This window comes from Bradyrhizobium sacchari (assembly GCF_002068095.1).
Classification (GTDB): Bacteria; Pseudomonadota; Alphaproteobacteria; order Rhizobiales; family Xanthobacteraceae; genus Bradyrhizobium; species Bradyrhizobium sacchari.
The window spans coordinates 575,854-594,321 of the sequence record NZ_LWIG01000001.1 but is presented as its reverse complement, the minus strand read 5'-3'; the positions used below and the strand labels follow the sequence as shown (position 1 = coordinate 594,321).

Genomic DNA, 18,468 nt, shown 5'->3' with positions numbered 1-18,468 from the left:
AGAGCAAGGTCCGCGCCAGATGCCACAGCTTTGCGCAAATTGGCTGAAAACCCAGCAGATTCAGCAAAGGCTTCGGGAAAGCGCGGCGAGATCGCGTGTCAGGAATCCGAGACTCTGGACAAAGCGAGTCTCGAAACTCAGACGGAGGCCGGTCCCGTGGCGAGGCCGAACTTTGCGAGCTTCTTGTAGAAGGTCGCGCGCGAGATGCGCAGCATCTTGGCGGCCTCCGAGATCTGGCCGTTGCTGGCAGCGAGTGCCTGCTCGAGCGTGTGTTTCTCGAACTCCGCCTCGGCCTCGGCATAGGGCACCACCGCTGCGGCCGGGCGCGCGGGCGGTGCAAGCCTGACCTCGGTGCCGACGGGGAGGATGCGGACGAAATCGTCGCCGGTCAGCCGCCCGGAATCGCTGAGAATCAGCGCGCGCTCGAGGATGTTGCGGAGCTCGCGGACATTGCCCGGCCAGTCATAACGGGCGAGCGCGGCGAGCGCGCTCGGCGTGATCTTGGCCTTGACGTAGTCGCCGGACGCGCTGATGTCGTCGAGCAGCCGGGCGCAGATGTCGGGGAGATCGTCGAGGCACTGACGCAGCGGCGGCAGGTCCACCGAGAGCACGTTGAGGCGATAATAGAGATCGGGCCGGAATGCGCCATCGCTGACACGTTTGCGCAAATCCACATTGGTCGCGGCGATGACGCGAACGTCGACCTTGCTGATCTTGTCCGAGCCGAGCGGCTCGATCTCGCGCTCCTGCAGCACGCGCAGCAGCTTGGCCTGCAGCTGCAGCGGCATCTCGCCGATCTCGTCGAGGAACAGCGTGCCGCCGTCGGCGATCCGGAATTTGCCTTCGCGCCCTTTGCGGTCGGCGCCGGTATAGGCCCCGGGCGCGGTCCCGAAGAATTCGGACTCGATCAGCGTTTCCGGTATCGCGGCGACGTTGACGCTGACGAACGGCTTGTCGGCGCGGGAGGAGGCGTTGTGGATCGCCTGCGCCAGCATTTCCTTGCCCGTTCCGGTCTCGCCGGTGAGCAGCACCGTTACGCTCTGCCGCGCGGCGCGGCCCGCGAGCTCCTTGGCCTGGGCGATCGCGGGCGTCGTGCCGACGAAATCGGCGAAGGTGAAGCGCGCGGCGCGGGCGTTGGACAATTGCCGTCGCGCCAGCCGCAAATCGCTCTCCAGCTGCGCGACGCGGGCGAGCAGGGGTTTCAGGCTCTCCAGATGGTCGTACAGCACGAAGCCGATCGCGCCGATGACTTTCCGGTTCTCGTCCTCGATCGGCATGCGCGTCACCACGAGCTGCTCGCCGCCGAGCTCCATGATGTCGAGCAGGATCGGCTCGCCGGTCTCGGCCACCTTCCGCATCAGGCTGTTCGGAATGATCTCCTCGATCGGCCGGCCGATTGCCTCCGCGGTATGCCTGAGGCCGAGCGAGGCCAGATATTTCTCGTTGACGTAGACCACGCGCCCACCGCGATCGATCGCAATCGCGCCCTCGCAGAGGTTCTCCAGCCGCTCGAACAGCGTCACCATCGCGCGGGCGCGGAGATAGGCGGGATCGCTGACGGCAGAAGTGGGAACGGACATGGCGTGCCTCGCGGGAAGCCCGCCTGTGTATTACCAAAAGGCCAGCAATTTCAAAGGGGGAATCGGTCGACGGAAGTGCGGCCTTTCCCGGTGTCGTCCCGGCGAAGATTGGCGAGGCCTACCTTCGATACCCGCTCGCCCGCGAATAGCCCTGGCGGTTCTGCTGCATCGGGCGGCTGGCCACGCTGGCGCGGGCTTCGCTGGAGACCGGTGTTGCGAGCTTCAGCTCCTCCAGGAAGATCGGGCGGGAGAAATAATAGCCCTGCGCGTAGCGGATCTTGGTCGCGGCCTGCAGATAAGCCAGCTCTTCGAAGGATTCGAGGCCTTCGGCGATCACCGTCATGCCTAGCGCTTCGCTCAAGGACTCGATCGCGCGCAGAATGCCCTGGCTGCGCGGGCGCTTGTGGATGTCCGTGATGAAGGAGCGGTCGATCTTGATCTCGTCCGCCGTGATGTCGGCGAGTGCCGAGAGCGAGGAATAGCCGGTGCCGAAATCGTCGATCGAGATGCCGACGCCGAGCTTGCGGAACATCGGCAGGATCTCGGCCTGGAAATGATTCTTGGCGACGAAGGCGTCTTCCGTCACCTCGATCATGAAGCGCTGGGGAAAGCCGGTTTCCTCCAGGGCGAGCGCAAAGCTGCGCATGAACTCGGGGTTGCCTGCCTGCTTGGCGGCGACGTTGATGCTGATGGTCGCTTCCGCGCCGAAGGTGTCGTTGATCAGGTCGATCGACTTGACGATCTCGGCGAGCACGAGGTGGGTCAGCTCGTCGATCAGTCCGAGCTCGCCGGCGAGGTTGATGAACGAGCCCGGCGCCTGGATCACACCTTCGTCGTCGCGCAGGCGCACCAGGGCCTCGATGCCCTTCACCGCCTGCGTGCGGATGTCGACTTTGGACTGGAAGGCGCAGCAGAAGCGCTTTTCCAGGATGGCGAGCCGCAGCGACTGCTCGACCTTGATTCGCGCCTGCGCTTCGCGCTCCATGCTCGCGTCGAAGAACGCGGCCAGTCCCTTGCCGTTGTTCTTGATGCGGTACATCGCGATGTCGGCGTTCTGCCGCAGCGTCTCGAAGCTGCGGCCGTGGTCGGGATAGAGGCTGATGCCGACCGAGGTCGAGGCGAAGACCTCCGAATGGTCGATGAAGAACGGCGCGGTCAGCCGCTCCAGCGTCGATTGCATGAACTCGGCGACTTCCTCCTGGCTCTGGATCGGGGAGAGCAGCAGCAGGAATTCGTCGCCGGAGATGCGCGACAGCATGTCGGAATCGCGCAGGTCCCGCCCGAGCCGCTTCGACAGCTCGACCAGCAGCGCATCGCCCACCGCGTGGCCGTAATAGTCGTTGATGTGTTTGAAATTGTCGACATCGAGAAAGGCGAGCGCGAATCGTTCGCGATCGCGGGCGAGCAGGCTGTTGGCGCGATGTTCGATCACGCGGCGCGAGGGCAGGCCGGTCAGCTCGTCGAAATAGGCCGAGCGGAACAGCTGGTCCTCGAAATTCTTCTGCTCGGTGATGTCGGAGGAGGCGGAGATCAGGAGCTCGCGTCCGGCGAGGCGAACGGGGAGATGGGTCGTGAGCAGCACCTGGCGCGCGGCGCCGTCGTGAAGCGCTTCCTCGGTGACGACGGGCTGGCCGGCGCTCAGCGCCTTGCGGCAGGCTTCGCGGCGCGGCGCAAGATCAGGCGAGGGACGGCTGCCGTCCATGCCGAGCTGGGCGGCTGCGGCATCGTTAACCAGCAGAAGCTCGCCATGGGCATCTTGCACCGTCAGGCCGGCCGGCAGCATTCTAACGATTTCCTTGAGAAATCCGAGTTCGGCTTCACTCGCGCCGGAATATTTGTTGTCGTTCATAGAAGTCATGAATCTTCTTGGTTCAGCGCGCCTTTGCAATGCACGCTATCATGCGCAGTTCCCTCTTAAGTTTGGTTAAGCAGTGCGGAGAAATACGGGGATGTTTTGCGGCGATGCGGCGCGCAGAAAATCGTCATTAACAGAGCGTCAATCTCACGCGCGAAAAGCGTGCGTGACCTTCGCGCTTCTCTTTCGTTTGTTTCGAGTCTAGCCGCCTTTGGGGATGCGGCATTGCATGATGCAATGCAGACCGGTCTCCAGATAAGAGACCTCGGTCTTGCCGTCGAAGGCGGCGAGCGCGGACTTCAATAATTTGGTGCCGAAGCCAGGCGGCGACACTTTGCCTATGCTCGGACCCTCGGTCTCGTCCCAGGTGACGGTCAGGCGGTCGCCGCTGACGGTCCACGACACCTGCAGCAGTCCGCGCGGCGCGGAGAACGCGCCGTATTTTCCCGCATTGGTGGCGAGTTCGTGAAACATCAATGACAGCGTGACCGCGAGCTTCGGCGGCAGGAACAGCCGGTCGCCGTTGAGGGTGAAGCGGACATGGCCGTAGGGCCCGAGCTCGGCGATCAAGAGGTCGCGGATGTCGCAGCCGCCCTTGTCGATCCGCGAGATCAGGTCATCGGTCGTGGCCAGCGAGCGCAGCCGCGGATCGATCCGGGCCCAGACCTGCGGCTGGTCGTGCAGCACCTGGTGAATCACGGCGTGCACGGTCGAGAGCTTGTTCTTCAGCCGGTGCTGGAGCTCGTCGACCAGAAGCTTGCGATAGTCTTCCTCCTCGGTCAGGCGTTTGGAGATCCGGCGCTGCTCCATCAGCAGCGTGCGATAGTGCTCGACACCCCAGATGGTGAGCGCGCAGACCGCCCAGTACAGAGCCAGCAGGGCAAAGCGCGCGCGATCGGCAAAGGCATCGCCGAAATTCACGACGACGCCGAGCACGCCGCCGACGATCGCGGTCACGATGCCGATCCGGAAACCGCCGAAAGCGGCAGCAAAGAACACGGCCGGAAAATAGGGGGTGAAGTAGACGTCGGGCCGGACATACGCGAGGCCCCAGCGCGCCAGCGTCGCAACCAGCAGGCAGGCGATCGCAAAGGCGATGCTCAGGCCGAGCGACGGAGGTGCCACGCCCTGCCAGCCCTTGCGGAACTCCTCGATCAGCCTCTCCATGCGCAGCCCGGTTGCGACGTGCATCCGCCTTGAATGTTACGCATGTCGGACGCGCAAGCAAAGCTTGCCTTGTCGGAAGCGGGCAGGAATAGTGACCGTCGCGGCGCCTTCTGTCGCGGCGCCGTCGTCGATCGGTGTTCGCCATTTGGCGTCAAGGGGTTCGAAAGCAGGGACATTCCATGGGCAGGCTGGACGGCAAGGTGGCGGTGATCACGGGCGCGACGAGCGGGATCGGATTGCGGACTGCGGAAGTCTTCGTTGCCGAAGGTGCCAAAATTGTGATCGCCGGGCGGCGCATACCGGAAGGCGAGGCGCTGGCGAGGCAGCTCGGGGCCGACTGCGTTTTCCGCCAGACCGACGTGACCGTCGAAGCGCAGATGCAGGCGCTGATCGCCCTCGCGGTGGAGAAGTTCGGCCGGATCGACTGCCTGTTCAACAATGCCGGCGGCCCGGCGCAGACCGGCGGCATCGAGGGGCTCGAGGTCGAACGGTTCGACGCGGCGATGGCGACCTTGGTGCGCAGCGTCATGCTCGGCATGAAGCACGCCGCGCCCCATATGAAGAAGCAGGGGTCCGGGAGCATCATCAACAATGGCAGCATCGCCGGCCGCCTCGCCGGGTTTTCCTCGTCCATCGTCTATGGCGCGGCCAAGGCCGCGGTGATCCATCTCACCAAATGCGTGGCGATGGAGCTCGGCGAATCCAACGTCCGCGTCAACTCGATCTCGCCCGGCGCGATCGCGACCGGCATTTTCGGCAAGGCGCTGGGGCTGTCGACCGATGCCGCGGAGAAGACGCCCGCGGTGATGCGCGAGGTCTACAAGACCGCGCAACCGATCCCGCGCGCAGGTCTTCCCGACGACATCGCCTATGCCGCGGTGTTCCTGGCCAGCGACGAATCCAGCTTCATCAACGGCCACGACCTCGTCATCGACGGCGCCATGACCGGCGGCCGCAACTGGAGCCAGCAGCAGCAGGGCTTGTCGGCGCTGCGCAAGGCATTTGATCAGGGGACGTAGGGACGGATGATCTGTCGTCGTTCCGGGGCGATGCGAAGCATCGAACCCGGAACCTCGAGATTTCGGGTTCGCACTTCGTGCGCCCCGGAATGACGGTGGACTAATTCACACCGCCTTCACCCTGACCCTTAGCCCGTCCCGCGGCTTCGGGATCGGCCACATCTGCCAGTCCGGCTTGTAGCCCGGCTCCAGCGACACCTCGATGTTCTGCAGGAAGTGTCGCGCGAAGCACTTGGCCTGCATATAGGCGAAGTGCAGGCCGAGGCACATATGCGCGCCTCCGCCGAACGGCACGAAGGCGAAGCGGTGGCGGCCACGCTGGGCTTCCTCGGTGAAACGCAAGGGATCGAAGCGGTCCGGCTCGGGCCAGATGTCCTTCATGTGATGGGTGTAGAGCGGATTGACGCCGATCGCGGTGCCGGCGGGAATCATATAGCCCCTGAAGGTGAAATCGCGCATGGCGCGGCGCGGCATCGAGGGCACCGGCGGCTTGATCCGCAGCGCTTCCTTGAATGCCATCTCCGACAGCGGCATCTTTTCGAGATCGTCGAAGCTGCTCGGCGCATCAGGGGCGAGCCCGAGCGCCAGGACCTCCGCGCGCAACCTGTCCTGCCAGTCCGGGTTGGCGGCGAGCTCGCCGATGAAGGAGGTCAGCGAGGAGGTCAGCGTGTCGTGCGCGGCCATCATCAGGAAGCTCATGTGGTCGATGATGTCCTGCTCGGACAGCAGCGCGCCATCCTCGTGGGTGGCGCGGCAGAGCTGCGAGAACAAATCGTCGCCGCCGTGATTGCCGCGGCGGAGCGGGATCTGCTGGCGGAAATAGGCGACGATGCGCTTGCGTCCCTTCACCCCTCGCGACATCTGGCTGCCGGGCAGGGGGCGGCGAACCGGCGAGACGGAGGCTGCGACCATGTCGACAAAGGCGCGGTTGATCTCGTCGACCTCCGGGCCGATATCGGCGCCGAGGAAGGACGCCGCGGCGAGATCGAGCGTGAGCTGCTTCATCGCCGGATAAAGCCGCATCTCGCCGGGCCTGGCCTTCCATTGTGCGACACGCGCGGCAATGCCGCGATCGAGATCGCCGAGATAGGATTTCATCGGCCCGGACTTGAACGCGACCGACAGCGTCTTGCGATGCAGCCGGTGCTCGTCGAAATCGAGCATCATCAGCCCGCGCGGAAACAGCCGGCCGAGCACCTTGTTCCAGCCATGGGTCGAGGAGAACAGCTTCTGCTGGTCGAACATCACGAGCTCGTTGGCCTCGGGCCCGAGCAGCACGACGTTGGTCTCGCCGAAAAAATGCGTTCGGTAGACCGGTCCGTATTTGGCGCCGTTCGCCTCGATATGCCCCTTGGGGTCGGCGAGCACCTGAAAGGTCTTGCCGATGATCGGCCAGCCTTCGTCGCCGGGGATGTGCGTCAGCTCGTTGCGCTTGGGGGCGGTGAACGGAAGCGCAGGGGCGACATTCTGCATCGACATGAGGATTGCTCCGGTAGGCTGACCCGGCCTGCATAGCACATCGGGGTCGTCTTGCGCGCAATCACGCCATCGTCATCCCGGCCACCGTGCGCATTTGCGCAGTAGGCCGGAACGACAGAGGCCGCCTACCGCTTTGCCGCTTCCTTCTGCAGGTCCGGAGCGTTGACCGCGGGAATCGCGACGCGGCCCGGGCCGGTCACCTTCAGCGCCTCGGCGGCCTTCTCGTTCTCCATGATCTTGGCCATCACGGCCTGGCCCGCGCGCTCGAAGATCGCACGGTTCTCGATCACGAATTTCTGCGACCTGCGCAGGCCGTCGATGTAGCCGTTGATCTCCGGCACGACATAGCGCGCCACCATGTCCCAGCTCCGGCGCGTGGCTTCCGGATTGGCCCAGTCGTGCACGAAGCCGATGATGGCGCCGACGCCGCCGGAGACCTGCATCACGTTCTTGATGGTTTTGACGAGGTCCTCGGGCGTGCCGATGGTGGACGCGGCGCCTTCGACGAAGGCGGTCTTGTCCACGGCCTCATCCGGCGAGGAGAATGCGGTCAGGCCGGGCCGTTGCAGCGTGCCGACATTATATTCGTTGTGCCAGCGCATCAGCCCGGCGCCGGCCTCCTTGCGGGCCTGCTCGCGGCTCTCGGCGATGTGGAAGGTCAAGAGCACGCGCCAGTCGGCGCGGTTGACCTTGGTGCCGTGCTTCTTCGCGGCGTCTTCGGCGAACTGCCATTGCTGTTGCAGCGACATCAGGCCCTGCGTGGTCATCGAGCCCAGCGAGATGATGCCGATGCCGTATTTGCCGGCGAGCGTCATGCCTGACGGCGAGATCTGCGAGGCCACCACGAACGGCATCTCCTCCTGCAAGGGGAGGATCTGGAGCGCGGCATCGTTCATGGTGAACCAGTCGCTCTTCGCGGTGACGCGCTCGCCGTTGAACAGGCGGCGGATCACGCCGATCGCCTCGTCCTGGCGGTCGCGCTGCGTCATCGGGTCGATGCCGAGCGTGTGCGCGTCGGAAGCCAGCGCGCCGGGGCCGGAGCCGAAGATGGCGCGGCCGCCGGTCATATGGTCGAGCTGCACCATGCGCTGGGCGACGTTGAAGGGGTGGTGATAGGGCAGCGAGACCACGCCGGTGCCGAGCTTGATCCGCTTGGTGCGCTCGCCGGCTGCGGCCAAGAACATCTCGGGCGAAGCGATCATCTCCCATCCGGAGGAATGGTGCTCGCCGCACCAGAACTCGTCATAGCCGAGCGCATCCAGCTGCTCGACCAGGTCGAGATCGCGCCGGAACTGCAGCATCGGATGCTCCCCGATCGGGTGATGCGGGGCAAGGAAGGCTCCGAACTTCAGGCGCGCCATGGCGTTCTCTCCGGTTGAATTTTCTGTTTGTTGAAGCGATCAGGCTACGTGGTGGCGAAAGCGAACGCAATCGCGTGATGTCCCGCGCAGTGGAATGCAGGCATGCGCTGACGCTGCCTCTTCTCCCTCTCCCCGTTCTTACGGGCAGAGGGTTGGGGTGAGGGGCTTCTCTCCGCGAGAACGGAGGTCATTGTGTTTCCGAGGTGCTGCAACCGTCATTGCGAGCGCAGCGAAGCAATCCAGAGTCTTTTCGCGCAGGGATTCTGGATTGCTTGGCTGCGCTCGCAATGACGTGTTGAGAAGGCGTCATTGCAATGGGCGTACGACCCGCGGAGACTCCCCCTCACTCGGAATTCAAACTGCGTTTGAATTCCGGCCTCGGGCGAAAGATCACCGCGTCATCCTGTTCCACGCATCCAGCCCGGCGATCTTGTACGCTTCCGCCAGCGTCGGATAGTTGAACGTGTTCTGGATGAAATAGTCGATTGTGCCTTTGAGGTTGAGCACGGCCTGGCCGATATGGATCAGCTCGGTGGCGCCTTCGCCCAGAATATGCACGCCGAGCAGGCGGCGCGTTTTGGTCGAGAAGATCATCTTCATCATGCCGCTGTTCAGCCCCATGATGTGGCCGCGCGAGGTCTCGCGGAAGCGGGCGATGCCGACCTCGTAGGGAATGCCGCGCGTGCGCACCTCTTCCTCGGTGAGGCCGGCGGTCGAGATCTCCGGCACCGAATAGATGCCGTAGGGAAAGAATTCCGGCGGCGCCAGGGGCTCCATGCCGAGCGCATGGCAGGCGGCGACGCGGCCCTGCTCCATCGAGGTCGAGGCAAGGCTCGGAAAGCCGATCACGTCGCCGGCGGCGTAGATGTGCGGCACGCTGGTCTGCAAGGTCACCGGATCGACCGTGATACGGCCGCGATGGTCGACGGCGATGCCGGCGGTCTCGAGATTGAGGCGGNCCCGCCGCGAACAGCAGCATTTCCGTCGTGACGTGCCGACCGTCGGACAGATGCGTGACGATGTGGCCCTGCGCCGTCTTCTCGATCGAGGTGACCTTGGAGCCGAGCCGCAGCGCGACATTGCGGTCGCGCAGCTCATGCATGAACTCGTCGATCAATTCCTTGTCGATGAAATCGAGGAAGGTCGGCCGCGGTTCGATCAGCGTCACGGGAACGTCGAGCGCGCTGAAGATGGTGGCATATTCGACGCCGATCACGCCGGCGCCGATCACAGCCAGGCTGCGCGGCAGCTTTGGCAGCTCGATGATCTCGTCGCTGTCGAGCACGGTGGTGCCGTCGAACGGCACATAGTCGGGCCGGAACGGCCGCGTGCCGCAGGCGATCAGGATGAAGGCGGCGGACACGGTCTTGGTCTCGCCGATCGCACTGGTGATCGCGACCTCGTGCGGCGAGACCAGGCGCGCCTCCCCGTTGGCCGTGCGCACGAGGTTACGGCTGAACTGATGCTCCAAGACCTCGACCTCGTGATCGAGCGTCTTCTGCAGCCGGGTCATCAGGTCGCTGGCCGCGATGTCCTGCTTCACCCGGTAGGAGCGGCCGTAAAAGCCGCGCTCGCGCCAGCCCGACAGGTTCAGCACGGTCTCGCGTAGCGTCTTCGAGGGAATGGTGCCGGTGTGGACGGAAACGCCGCCGACCCGCCGGCCCTTCTCCACCACCAGCACGGACTTGCCGAGCTTGGCGCATTGCACCGCGGCCCGGCGCCCCGAGGGGCCCGATCCGATCACCACCATGTCGTAGTCGTACATCGGAAGACTTCCGAACCCCTGCAAATCCAGCGGGAACCGACATGCAGCAATCGGGCCAATGCGGCAAGGGGAAAGCACGTCCTACCTCCGAGGTAATCGCGCGGATGACGGCGATCTGCGAGTTTTGCCTGCAATTGAATCGCCGAAGGTTAGCGCCAAGATGCATCAAACCGTCACAAAGCCGATCGATTCGACCCGCCGCTGGTGGGTGCTCGCCATCGTCGTCGCGGCCCAGTTCATGTTCGGCGTCGATGCCTTCATCGTGAACGTCGCCATTCCCACCATCGCCGTCGACCTGCATGCGACGCCGGCGCAGATCGAATCAGTCATCGCGATCTATCTGATCGCCTATGCCACGCTGGTCGTCACCGGCGGACGGCTCGGCGACATCCACGGCACCAAGACTATCTTCCTTGTCGGCGTCCTCGGCTTCACGGCAACCTCGCTGTGGTGCGGCCTTGCGCAATCCGGCGTCGAATTGATCGTCGCGCGGCTGGCGCAGGGGGCGACCGCGGCACTGATGGTGCCGCAGGTGCTGGCGACGCTGCATCTGCTGTTCACCGACGAGTCGCGCAACCGCGCCTTCGCCGTCTACGGCATCGTGCTCGGGCTTGCGGGCGCCGCGGGCTTCCTGCTCGGCGGCCTCCTCGTCACGCTCGATCTCGCCGGCACCGGCTGGCGCTCTGTGTTCTTCGTCAACGTGCCCTGCGGCCTGGCCATCGCCGCGGCCGCCTGGCGCATCATGCCGTCGGTGCCGCGACGGGCGGGCACGCGGCTCGACGTCAAGGGCAGCGTGGTGTTGTTCGCAGGGCTGCTGTGCCTGATCGGGCCGCTGCTGTTCGGTCATGATGTCGGCTGGACGCCGTGGCTAGGGGCGGTGATGGTGATCGGCGTCGCCATCCTGCTGGCATTCCTGAAGCTCGAGCATGGCGTCGCGCGCGCCGGCGGCATGCCGCTGATCGATCTGATGCTGCTGGCGGACACCGCCTTCCTGCGTGGCCTTGGCGCGGCGTTCTTCTTTTTCCTCGCCAATCTCTCGTTCTATCTGGTCATGACGCTATTCATGCAGCGCGGCCTGAAAATTCCGCCGCTCGCCGCCGGCATGGCCTTCGTTCCGCTCGCGGTCGCCTTCGTCGTGGCCTCGCGCCACAGTGGCGCGCGGGCGCGGCATCGCGGCACCAAGGTCCTGATCGAAGGCTGTGTGCTGCAGATCGCAGGTCTTGGCGTGCTTGCACTTGTTGCATTCTGCGTTGACGCGCCGACACCGCTCGCGCTTGCGCTCGCCATGATCATCTTCGGCTATGGTCAGGGACTCGTGATGGCGCCGTTATCAGGTGCAGTGCTCGCGACGGTAAGACCTGTCGCCGCAGGCTCGGCCTCCGGCATGTACGGTACGACAGCACAGATCGGAAATGCGGCCGGAGTGGCCGCAATCGGCGCGGTGTTCTTTGCCATCGAATCTTTGCAATCAGCACGCGCAGGATTTCTCGTCTCGCTCGCGTTGTTTGTGACGTTAATCATGATCTGCACCGCATTTCTGACGTGGATGCGCCGCGCATCTGCATCAAGTTGAGGCATTGCGGTTAATACGTGCGGATTCCTGCTGAATTTCCAGTGATTTTCGCGCGATCGACAGCATACGGCCTTTTTATTTCGCAATGCAGCAACTATCTGGTTGGGCTGTACGTTGAACGTCGCCCACCAGGAAGCTGCCGTGTCGTTAGCCAGAAATGTCGAATTGTTGAGACGTCTGCCGAAGCTGGACAGTCTGCGCTTTGCCGAGTTCGGCCGCAGCCCGGATTCATCCAGCCCGCTGCAAGAGGTCACCGGTTTCGGCGACAATCCCGGCGCCTTGCGCATGTTCGCGTTCGTGCCGGCGCAGTTGCAGAAGCCGCGCGCGCTGGTCGTCGTGCTGCATGGCTGCGGCCAGACGGCAGCGGCCTACGATCTCGGCGCCGGCTGGTCGACGCTCGCGCGGCATTACGGCTTCGCGTTGCTGATGCCCGAGCAACAGCGCATCAACAACGGCAACACCTGCTTCAACTGGTTCAATCCGGAAGACACCGCGCGGGATAGCGGTGAGGCGCGCTCGATCCGCGAGATGATCGCGCACATGGTCGAGGCACATCGCATCGATCCCCGGCGCGTCTTCATCACGGGCCTCTCGGCCGGCGGCGGCATGACGTCGGTGATGCTCGCGACCTATCCGGAAGTTTTTGCCGCAGGCGCGGTCATTGCCGGCCTGCCCTACGGCATCGCCTCGAATCTGCGCGAGGCGCTGGAGGGCATGTTTCATTCGCCGGCGCGGCCCGCACGCGAGCTCGGCGATCTCGTGCGCAACGCCTCCGATCATCGTGGTCCCTGGCCGAAGATGTCGGTATGGCACGGCAGCGCCGACCGCACCGTCAATCCCGGCAATGCCAACGAAATCGTCAAGCAGTGGCTCGACCTGCACGATCTGCCGGCGGTGCCGATGGCGGAGACCCATGTCGACGGCTATCCGCGCCAGGCCTGGTGGAACAAGGACGGCGAGACGCTGGTCGAATCCTACGCCATCACCGACATGGCCCACGGCACGCCGCTTGGCCTTGCCGACAACGACCAGCGCTACGGCATCGAAGGCGCGTTCCTGATCGAGGCCGGCATCTCCTCGTCCTATCACATCGCAAAATTCTTCGGCCTGACGGGATGGATTGCGGACGCGAAGAAGAGGGCGGAGGCAAAGCCCGCAAAGCCGGCGCTGACGCCCGCGCCGCATCTTGCCCGCTCGATCCGCTCTGCCGTTGCCGAGCAGACGGCCGAGCCGAAGCACGAGCAGGCTCGCGGCTTCGATCTCGGCCAGATCATCACCCGCGCGCTGACCGCCGCGGGATTGATGAAGTAGCCCCGCGTCGTCCCGCAAGCGACACAAATCCTGCCGTCATCCCGGATCTGCGCTGACGCTTGTCCGGGACGGCACAGTGCGTGGCTACCCGGTCGCGTCGATCACCTCGATCGGCGTCACCGTCACCTCGCCGCCGGCGACCTTTCGCGTCATCTCCTGATAGGCCCTGAAGAAGTCGCGGGACTGCAGAGCTTTCTGCGCGGCATCGTCGCTGACGCTGGCAAGATGAAAATAGGCGCCGTCGTCGCGGGCCTTCAGGACGCGATAACCGATCCGCCCCTTCAGCTCCGGATCGCCGTCGATCGCCTTGATGAAGCGGCCGATCTCCTGGTGCCAGGCCTCGGTTGTGCCGTTCTTGAATTGGTAGCTGATCATGAAATGCTTCATGTGACGCTCCCTGTTCGTCATGTGCGTCATCATCTGCGCGCCGGATACGATCCTGCAAGTACGGACAAAATTGATAGTATGGACTTTTTCGCCGTTGCTCCTATCCTCATCGCGCACATGGAGGAAACGACATGGCAAAGACTTCACCCGCACGCACCTGTCCGGTTGCGGCGTTTCAGAAGATGATCAGCGGCAAGTACAAGCTGCGCATTGTCTGGGATCTCAAGGACGGCCCGCGCCGCTACGGCGAGATCAGGAGCGGCCTGCTGCGCGGCGCTGAAGGCAGTGCCGAGATCACCCCGCGCGTGCTCAGCCGCGAATTGAAGGCGCTGACGATGAGCGGCCTGATCGACCGCAAGGATTTCGGCGAGGTGCCGCCGAAGGTCGAGTATCGCCTGACGCGGAAGGGAAAGAGCTTTGTCCCCGTCGTCGCGGCGATCCGCGAATGGGGCGAGCGAAACCTCGGCGAGCCCGTGCTCACCGAGGCTGCTGAATAGGGCATGATCCGGACCTGAAGGGCCGCGCTAGCGCAAAGTGTGAAGCGGTTTTCCGATCAGATCATGCTCAAGCAAGAAAGCGCCTACGTCTCGCCGGTGATGAACGGATTGGTCATCCGCTCCTGGCCGATGCTCGAGCCGGCGCCGTGGCCGCAGATGAAGCCGACATCGTCGCCGAGCGGCAGCAACTTCGTCAGAATCGAGTTGATCAGCGTGGCGTGACTGCCGCCGGGCAGGTCCGTGCGCCCCACCGAGCCCGCGAACAGGACGTCGCCGACATGGGCAAAGCGCAAGTCCTTGTTGAAGAACACCACGCTGCCCGGCGAGTGGCCCGGGCAGTGCAGGATGTCGAACGACAGGCCGCCGATCGACACGCTGTGGCCTTCCTCGAGCCAGCGGTCCGGCGCGAAATTACGCACACCCGTCATGCCGAAGCGCGCGCCGCTCTCGACCACGTTGTCGAGCAGGAACTTGTCGGCCTGATGCGGCCCCTCGATAGGCACCTTCAGTGCATCGCGCAAATCCGCCGCGCCGCCGACATGGTCGATATGACCGTGGGTCAGCCAGATCTTCTCCACGGTGACGCCGGTCTGCTTGATCGCGTCCAGGATCTTCGGAACGTCGCCGCCGGGATCGATCACCACGGCCTTCTTGCTCGGCTCGTCCCAGATGATGGTGCAGTTCTGCTCGAACAGCGTCACGGGGACGATGATCGCGCCCGCCTTGGGCATGTTGTCATTTTGCTCGGTCATGGCGCCACAATGCCGATTTTTGCCATGCCGCCAAGCAAAAGATTCGCCCGCCGGCGCGGGGAACAGGTCACACGGCCGTCCCAATTGGCTCGCCAATCTGAACCGGGGCGTTGCTCCCGCGTTCTCTTGCGCGAGAGGCAGTCTTTGGATGGCATTCCGACATGGCTCACGGCGAAAACTGGTGGCGCGACGGCATCTTCTATCAGATCTATCCGCGCTCCTTTCAGGACAGCGACGGTGACGGTGTCGGCGACCTCGCCGGCATTCTGAAGCGGCTGCCATATGTGAAATCGCTCGGCGTCGACGCGATCTGGCTGTCGCCGATCTTCCCCTCGCCGATGGCCGATTTCGGCTACGACATCTCCGACTATGCCGGTATCGATCCGCTGTTCGGCACGATGGCGGATTTCGACGCGCTGCTCGCGGCGGCCCATGACAACGGCCTGAAGCTGATCCTCGACCTCGTGCCCAACCACACATCAAGCCAGCATCCCTGGTTCGTCGAGAGTCGCGCCTCGCGGGACAATCCCAAGCGCGACTGGTACATCTGGCGCGATCCCAAGCCCGATGGCAGCGCGCCGAACAACTGGCTGTCCGAATTCGGCGGCAGCGCGTGGCAATTCGACGAGACCACGGGGCAATATTACTACCACGCCTTCCTCGCCCAGCAGCCCGATCTCAACTGGCGCAACCCGGATGTTCGCGCCGCGATCTACGACGTGATGCGGTTCTGGCTGGAGAAGGGCGTCGACGGCTTTCGCGTCGACGTGATCTGGCACCTGATCAAGGACGCCGAGTTTCGCGACAATCCGCCGAACCCGCATTACGTCGAGGGCCGGCCGCCGCATGAAAAGATCCTGACGCAATATTCCACCGACCAGGACGAGGTGCATGACGTGATCGCCGAGATGCGGCGCGTCACCGATGCGTATTCTGCCCGCGTGCTGATCGGCGAGATCTACCTGCCGCTGCACCGCCTCATGGCCTATTACGGCAACGATCTCACCGGCGCGCAGATGCCGTTCAATTTCGCGCTGCTCTCGACCTTCTGGAGCGCGCGCTCGATCGAGACGATCGTCGAGGATTACGAGAAGGCACTGCCGCGCGGCGCCTGGCCGAATTGGGTGCTCGGCAACCACGACCGTCCGCGCGTGGCGAGCCGTGTCGGCCCCGAGCAGGGCCGCGTCGCCGCGATGCTGCTGCTGACCCTGCGCGGTACGCCGACGCTCTATTACGGCGACGAGATCGGCATGCACCAGCTTGCGATCGCGCCGGAGGATGTGCGCGATCCCTTCGAGAAAAACGTCCCCGGCATCGGCGTCGGCCGCGACGGCTGCCGCACGCCGATGCAGTGGGACTCGTCCAACTTCGCCGGTTTCTCGGAAGCGAGGCCGTGGCTGCCGCTGCCCGAGGATCATATCCGCGACAACGTCGCCAATCTCGAAGCCGATCCGCGCTCGATTCTCAGCCTCTACAAGCGCCTGATCGCGTTACGGAAGAATTGCCCGCCGCTGGTCGCCGGCGACTACCACCCGATCGCCGCGCAAGGCGACCTGCTGATCTATCGCCGCGTCGCCGGCGGCAAGGCGGTGATCGTCGTGCTCAATCTCGGCCCGGAGCCGATCGCCGTGACGACCAGCGCAATCCGCTTCGGCAGCGAAATCTTGCTGTCGACGTTCCTGGATCGTGAGGGGGAGAGGCTGGAGGGTGTGCTGGATCTGCGGGGGAATGAAGGGGTGCTCGTGCAGCCGCCGGCCTGATCTCGGCCTTCGCCAAGAGAACGGCCGAGGAGAGGGCCACCGCTATCTCCCCGCCATTGCGAGCGCAGCGAAGCAATCCCGACGGTCAACGCGGAATGATTCTGGATTGCTTTGCTGCGCTCGCAATGGACCGTTGAAACGGCGGAGCAAATTACGGCACCTCGACCTACCCCGGATGCTTCTTCCCCCGCGCCGTGTTCTCGTCGATATCACTCCGCTTCAGCAGATAATCCAGCCCGCCGACGCGATACCAGCGATAGCCATACGGCTCCAGCACGACGCGGTGCTGGCCGCGCTTGTCGGCGTGGCTGTGGTCTTCCGCGAGCAGATTGATCAGATGCGCGCCGGCCTCGCCCGATAACCCTGCCGAGAACGCGATCTCGCGCGGCTTCTCGTCGAGATTGTGCACGAACAGCACCGAATTGTTGCGCCAGTCGTAGCGCATGATGAACACGGCGGGATCGCGCATCGGGATCACCGTGAAGTCGCCCCAGCCGACCTCCGGCACTTCTTTCCGCATGCGCACGATGCGTTCGGTCCAGTTCAGCATCGAGTTGGGATCGCGCCGCTGTTTTGCGACATTGACGTGCGGAAAGCCGTAGGGTCCCCCGTCGATGACAGGGCAGGCCGGCTTGTCGCTCTTGGTGAAGCCGCCATGCGGTTCGGTCGACCATTGCATCGGTGTGCGCGCGCAATTGCGCTCGGGCTGCGAGAGATCGTCGCCCATCGCGATCTCGTCGCCGTAGCGGATGACGGGCGTTCCCGGCAGCGTGCACATCAGGCTGTAGGCGAGCTCGAGCCGCCGGCGGTCACCGCCGAGCATCGGCGCGAGGCGGCGGCGGATGCCGCGGTCGTAGAGCTGCATGTCCTTGTCGGGTCCGAAGCATTTGAACACGACCTCGCGCTGCGCCTTGGTCAATCGTCCGAGATCGAGCTCGTCGTGATTGCGCAGGAACAGGCCCCACTGCGCCGAGGCTGGGCGAGGCTTGGTCGCCTTCAGCGCCTTAGCCAGTGGACGCGAGTCGGCCGAAGCCAGCGCGTAGAACAGATGCTGGTTGACGTGGAAGTTGAACATCATGTGCATGCGGTCGCCGTCGCGCCCGAAATATTCCATGTCGGTTTTCGGCAGCACGTTGGCTTCGGCGAGGATGATGGCGTCGCCCTGTCGCCATTGCAGGAATTCGCGGAACGCGCGCAGCATGTCATACTGCTCGACCGGCTTCTTCACCTCCGCGCCCTTGGTGGCGATGATGAAGGGCACCGCGTCCATGCGGAAGCCGGAGACGCCGAGCTGGATCCAGAAGCCCATGATCTTCAGGATTTCGGCCTGCACATGCGGGTTCGAGGTGTTGAGATCGGGCTGGAAGTCGTAGAAGCGATGGAAGTAATACGCGCCGGCCTCCTTGTCGCGCGTCCAGGTCGATTTCTGCACGCCGGGAAACACCATGCCCTTGTTGGCGCCGGCCGGCTTCTTGTCCGACCACACATACCAGTCGCGATAGGGCGAGTTCTTGTCGCGCCGCGCTTCCTTGAACCAGTGGTGCTGATCCGAGGTGTGGTTGACGACGAGGTCGATGATGATGCGGATGCCGCGCTGCTTGCAGCCATGGGCGAACTCGACGAAGTCGCCGAGCGTGCCGTAGCGGGAATCGACGCTGTAATAGTCGGCGACGTCGTAGCCGTCGTCGCGGCCGGGCGAGGTCTGGAACGGCATCAGCCAGATCGTGGTGATGCCGAGCCCGTGCAGATAATCGAGCCGGCGCAACAGCCCCTTGAAGTCGCCGACGCCGTCGCCGTCGGCGTCCATGTAGGAGCCGACGGACAGGCAGTAGATCACGCCGTTCTTGTACCAGAGATCGTCGATCATGCGCGCGCGGCCGTTGGTTCCGCCGAGGTACGGCGGCTGCGTGATAAGTGCGTGGGGAAGGGGAGGTTCCCGCGCCTCACACTGCTGTCGTCCCG

General features: G+C 64.3%; 14 protein-coding genes and 1 pseudogene. 5 read left to right on the top strand and 10 right to left on the bottom strand.

The window, feature by feature from the left end; all coding sequences use genetic code 11:
* Window positions 1-137 precede the first annotated feature (137 nt).
* The 3 genes from A5906_RS02700 to A5906_RS02690 form a co-directional block, all read right to left on the bottom strand.
* Window positions 138-1,580, bottom strand: a complete 1,443-nt coding sequence (locus tag A5906_RS02700) for a sigma-54 interaction domain-containing protein (RefSeq protein ID WP_080133701.1) — start codon at window positions 1,578-1,580, stop codon at window positions 138-140.
* A gap of 118 nt (window positions 1,581-1,698) precedes the next feature.
* A complete protein-coding gene (locus A5906_RS02695) occupies window positions 1,699-3,429 on the bottom strand; it encodes a putative bifunctional diguanylate cyclase/phosphodiesterase (protein WP_080133700.1) in 1,731 nt (576 codons plus the stop codon).
* 207 nt (window positions 3,430-3,636) lie between these two features.
* Window positions 3,637-4,602 carry a sensor histidine kinase gene (locus A5906_RS02690; RefSeq protein ID WP_080134039.1) on the bottom strand — a complete coding sequence of 322 codons (966 nt, stop codon included), beginning with the start codon at window positions 4,600-4,602 and terminating at the stop codon, window positions 3,637-3,639.
* Window positions 4,603-4,781: 179 nt separating this feature from the next.
* Here A5906_RS02690 and A5906_RS02685 point away from each other — a divergent pair, with 179 nt between their 5' ends.
* Window positions 4,782-5,621, top strand: a complete 840-nt coding sequence (locus A5906_RS02685) for an SDR family NAD(P)-dependent oxidoreductase (RefSeq protein ID WP_080133699.1) — start codon at window positions 4,782-4,784, stop codon at window positions 5,619-5,621.
* A 105-nt stretch (window positions 5,622-5,726) separates the two neighbouring features.
* Here A5906_RS02685 and A5906_RS02680 read toward each other — a convergent pair whose 3' ends face one another.
* The 4 genes and pseudogenes from A5906_RS02680 to A5906_RS43705 form a co-directional block, all read right to left on the bottom strand.
* Window positions 5,727-7,100: a cytochrome P450 gene (locus tag A5906_RS02680; RefSeq protein ID WP_080133698.1), complete on the bottom strand. Its 1,374-nt coding sequence runs from the start codon at window positions 7,098-7,100 to the stop codon at window positions 5,727-5,729.
* Window positions 7,101-7,225: 125 nt separating this feature from the next.
* Entirely contained in the window at window positions 7,226-8,461 is a 1,236-nt protein-coding gene (locus A5906_RS02675; RefSeq protein ID WP_080133697.1) for an LLM class flavin-dependent oxidoreductase, read from the bottom strand.
* A gap of 390 nt (window positions 8,462-8,851) precedes the next feature.
* Window positions 8,852-9,419 (bottom strand): annotated as a pseudogene (locus A5906_RS43715) (FAD-dependent oxidoreductase); the annotation flags it as partial.
* Between the two features lies 1 nt (window position 9,420).
* The coding region (locus tag A5906_RS43705) for an FAD-dependent oxidoreductase (protein WP_245326585.1) at window positions 9,421-10,226 on the bottom strand (806 nt) is incomplete at its 3' end.
* A gap of 160 nt (window positions 10,227-10,386) precedes the next feature.
* Between A5906_RS43705 and A5906_RS02665 the strand changes: the two genes are divergently transcribed.
* Together A5906_RS02665 and A5906_RS02660 are read left to right on the top strand one after the other, a co-directional pair.
* On the top strand, window positions 10,387-11,799 hold the full coding sequence (locus A5906_RS02665; protein ID WP_080133696.1) for an MFS transporter: 1,413 nt from the start codon (window positions 10,387-10,389) through the stop codon (window positions 11,797-11,799).
* 141 nt (window positions 11,800-11,940) lie between these two features.
* Window positions 11,941-13,110, top strand: a complete 1,170-nt coding sequence (locus tag A5906_RS02660; protein WP_080134038.1) for an extracellular catalytic domain type 1 short-chain-length polyhydroxyalkanoate depolymerase — start codon at window positions 11,941-11,943, stop codon at window positions 13,108-13,110.
* A gap of 84 nt (window positions 13,111-13,194) precedes the next feature.
* Here A5906_RS02660 and A5906_RS02655 read toward each other — a convergent pair whose 3' ends face one another.
* Window positions 13,195-13,497: a hypothetical protein gene (locus tag A5906_RS02655; RefSeq protein ID WP_245326563.1), complete on the bottom strand. Its 303-nt coding sequence runs from the start codon at window positions 13,495-13,497 to the stop codon at window positions 13,195-13,197.
* 131 nt (window positions 13,498-13,628) lie between these two features.
* Here A5906_RS02655 and A5906_RS02650 point away from each other — a divergent pair, with 131 nt between their 5' ends.
* A complete protein-coding gene (locus A5906_RS02650) occupies window positions 13,629-13,994 on the top strand; it encodes a winged helix-turn-helix transcriptional regulator (RefSeq protein ID WP_080133694.1) in 366 nt (121 codons plus the stop codon).
* 83 nt (window positions 13,995-14,077) lie between these two features.
* Here the strand turns inward: A5906_RS02650 and A5906_RS02645 are convergent, their stop codons facing one another.
* Entirely contained in the window at window positions 14,078-14,746 is a 669-nt protein-coding gene (locus A5906_RS02645; RefSeq protein ID WP_080133693.1) for an MBL fold metallo-hydrolase, read from the bottom strand.
* A gap of 161 nt (window positions 14,747-14,907) precedes the next feature.
* Here A5906_RS02645 and A5906_RS02640 point away from each other — a divergent pair, with 161 nt between their 5' ends.
* A complete protein-coding gene (locus A5906_RS02640; protein WP_080133692.1) occupies window positions 14,908-16,506 on the top strand; it encodes an alpha-amylase family glycosyl hydrolase in 1,599 nt (532 codons plus the stop codon).
* Between the two features lie 166 nt (window positions 16,507-16,672).
* On the opposite strand, the gene A5906_RS02635 is transcribed toward A5906_RS02640, so the two are convergent.
* Complete coding sequence (locus A5906_RS02635) at window positions 16,673-18,373, bottom strand: alpha-amylase family protein (protein ID WP_080133691.1); 1,701 nt, start codon at window positions 18,371-18,373, stop codon at window positions 16,673-16,675.
* Window positions 18,374-18,468 lie beyond the last annotated feature (95 nt).

Bases quoted from the DNA above. Each gene is read 5' to 3' on its own strand.
- A5906_RS02650 (WP_080133694.1), top strand. From the start codon at position 13,629: ATGGCAAAGACTTCACCCGCACGCACCTGTCCGGTTGCGGCGTTTCAG.
- A5906_RS02665 (WP_080133696.1), top strand. From the start codon at position 10,387: ATGCATCAAACCGTCACAAAGCCGATCGATTCGACCCGCCGCTGGTGG.
- A5906_RS02655 (WP_245326563.1), bottom strand. From the start codon at position 13,497: ATGAAGCATTTCATGATCAGCTACCAATTCAAGAACGGCACAACCGAG.
- A5906_RS02695 (WP_080133700.1), bottom strand. From the start codon at position 3,429: ATGAACGACAACAAATATTCCGGCGCGAGTGAAGCCGAACTCGGATTT.
- A5906_RS02675 (WP_080133697.1), bottom strand. From the start codon at position 8,461: ATGGCGCGCCTGAAGTTCGGAGCCTTCCTTGCCCCGCATCACCCGATC.
- A5906_RS02700 (WP_080133701.1), bottom strand. From the start codon at position 1,580: ATGTCCGTTCCCACTTCTGCCGTCAGCGATCCCGCCTATCTCCGCGCC.
- A5906_RS02635 (WP_080133691.1), bottom strand. From the start codon at position 18,373: ATGATCGACGATCTCTGGTACAAGAACGGCGTGATCTACTGCCTGTCC.
- A5906_RS02685 (WP_080133699.1), top strand. From the start codon at position 4,782: ATGGGCAGGCTGGACGGCAAGGTGGCGGTGATCACGGGCGCGACGAGC.
- A5906_RS02680 (WP_080133698.1), bottom strand. From the start codon at position 7,100: ATGTCGATGCAGAATGTCGCCCCTGCGCTTCCGTTCACCGCCCCCAAG.
- A5906_RS02690 (WP_080134039.1), bottom strand. From the start codon at position 4,602: ATGGAGAGGCTGATCGAGGAGTTCCGCAAGGGCTGGCAGGGCGTGGCA.
- A5906_RS02645 (WP_080133693.1), bottom strand. From the start codon at position 14,746: ATGACCGAGCAAAATGACAACATGCCCAAGGCGGGCGCGATCATCGTC.
- A5906_RS02640 (WP_080133692.1), top strand. From the start codon at position 14,908: ATGGCTCACGGCGAAAACTGGTGGCGCGACGGCATCTTCTATCAGATC.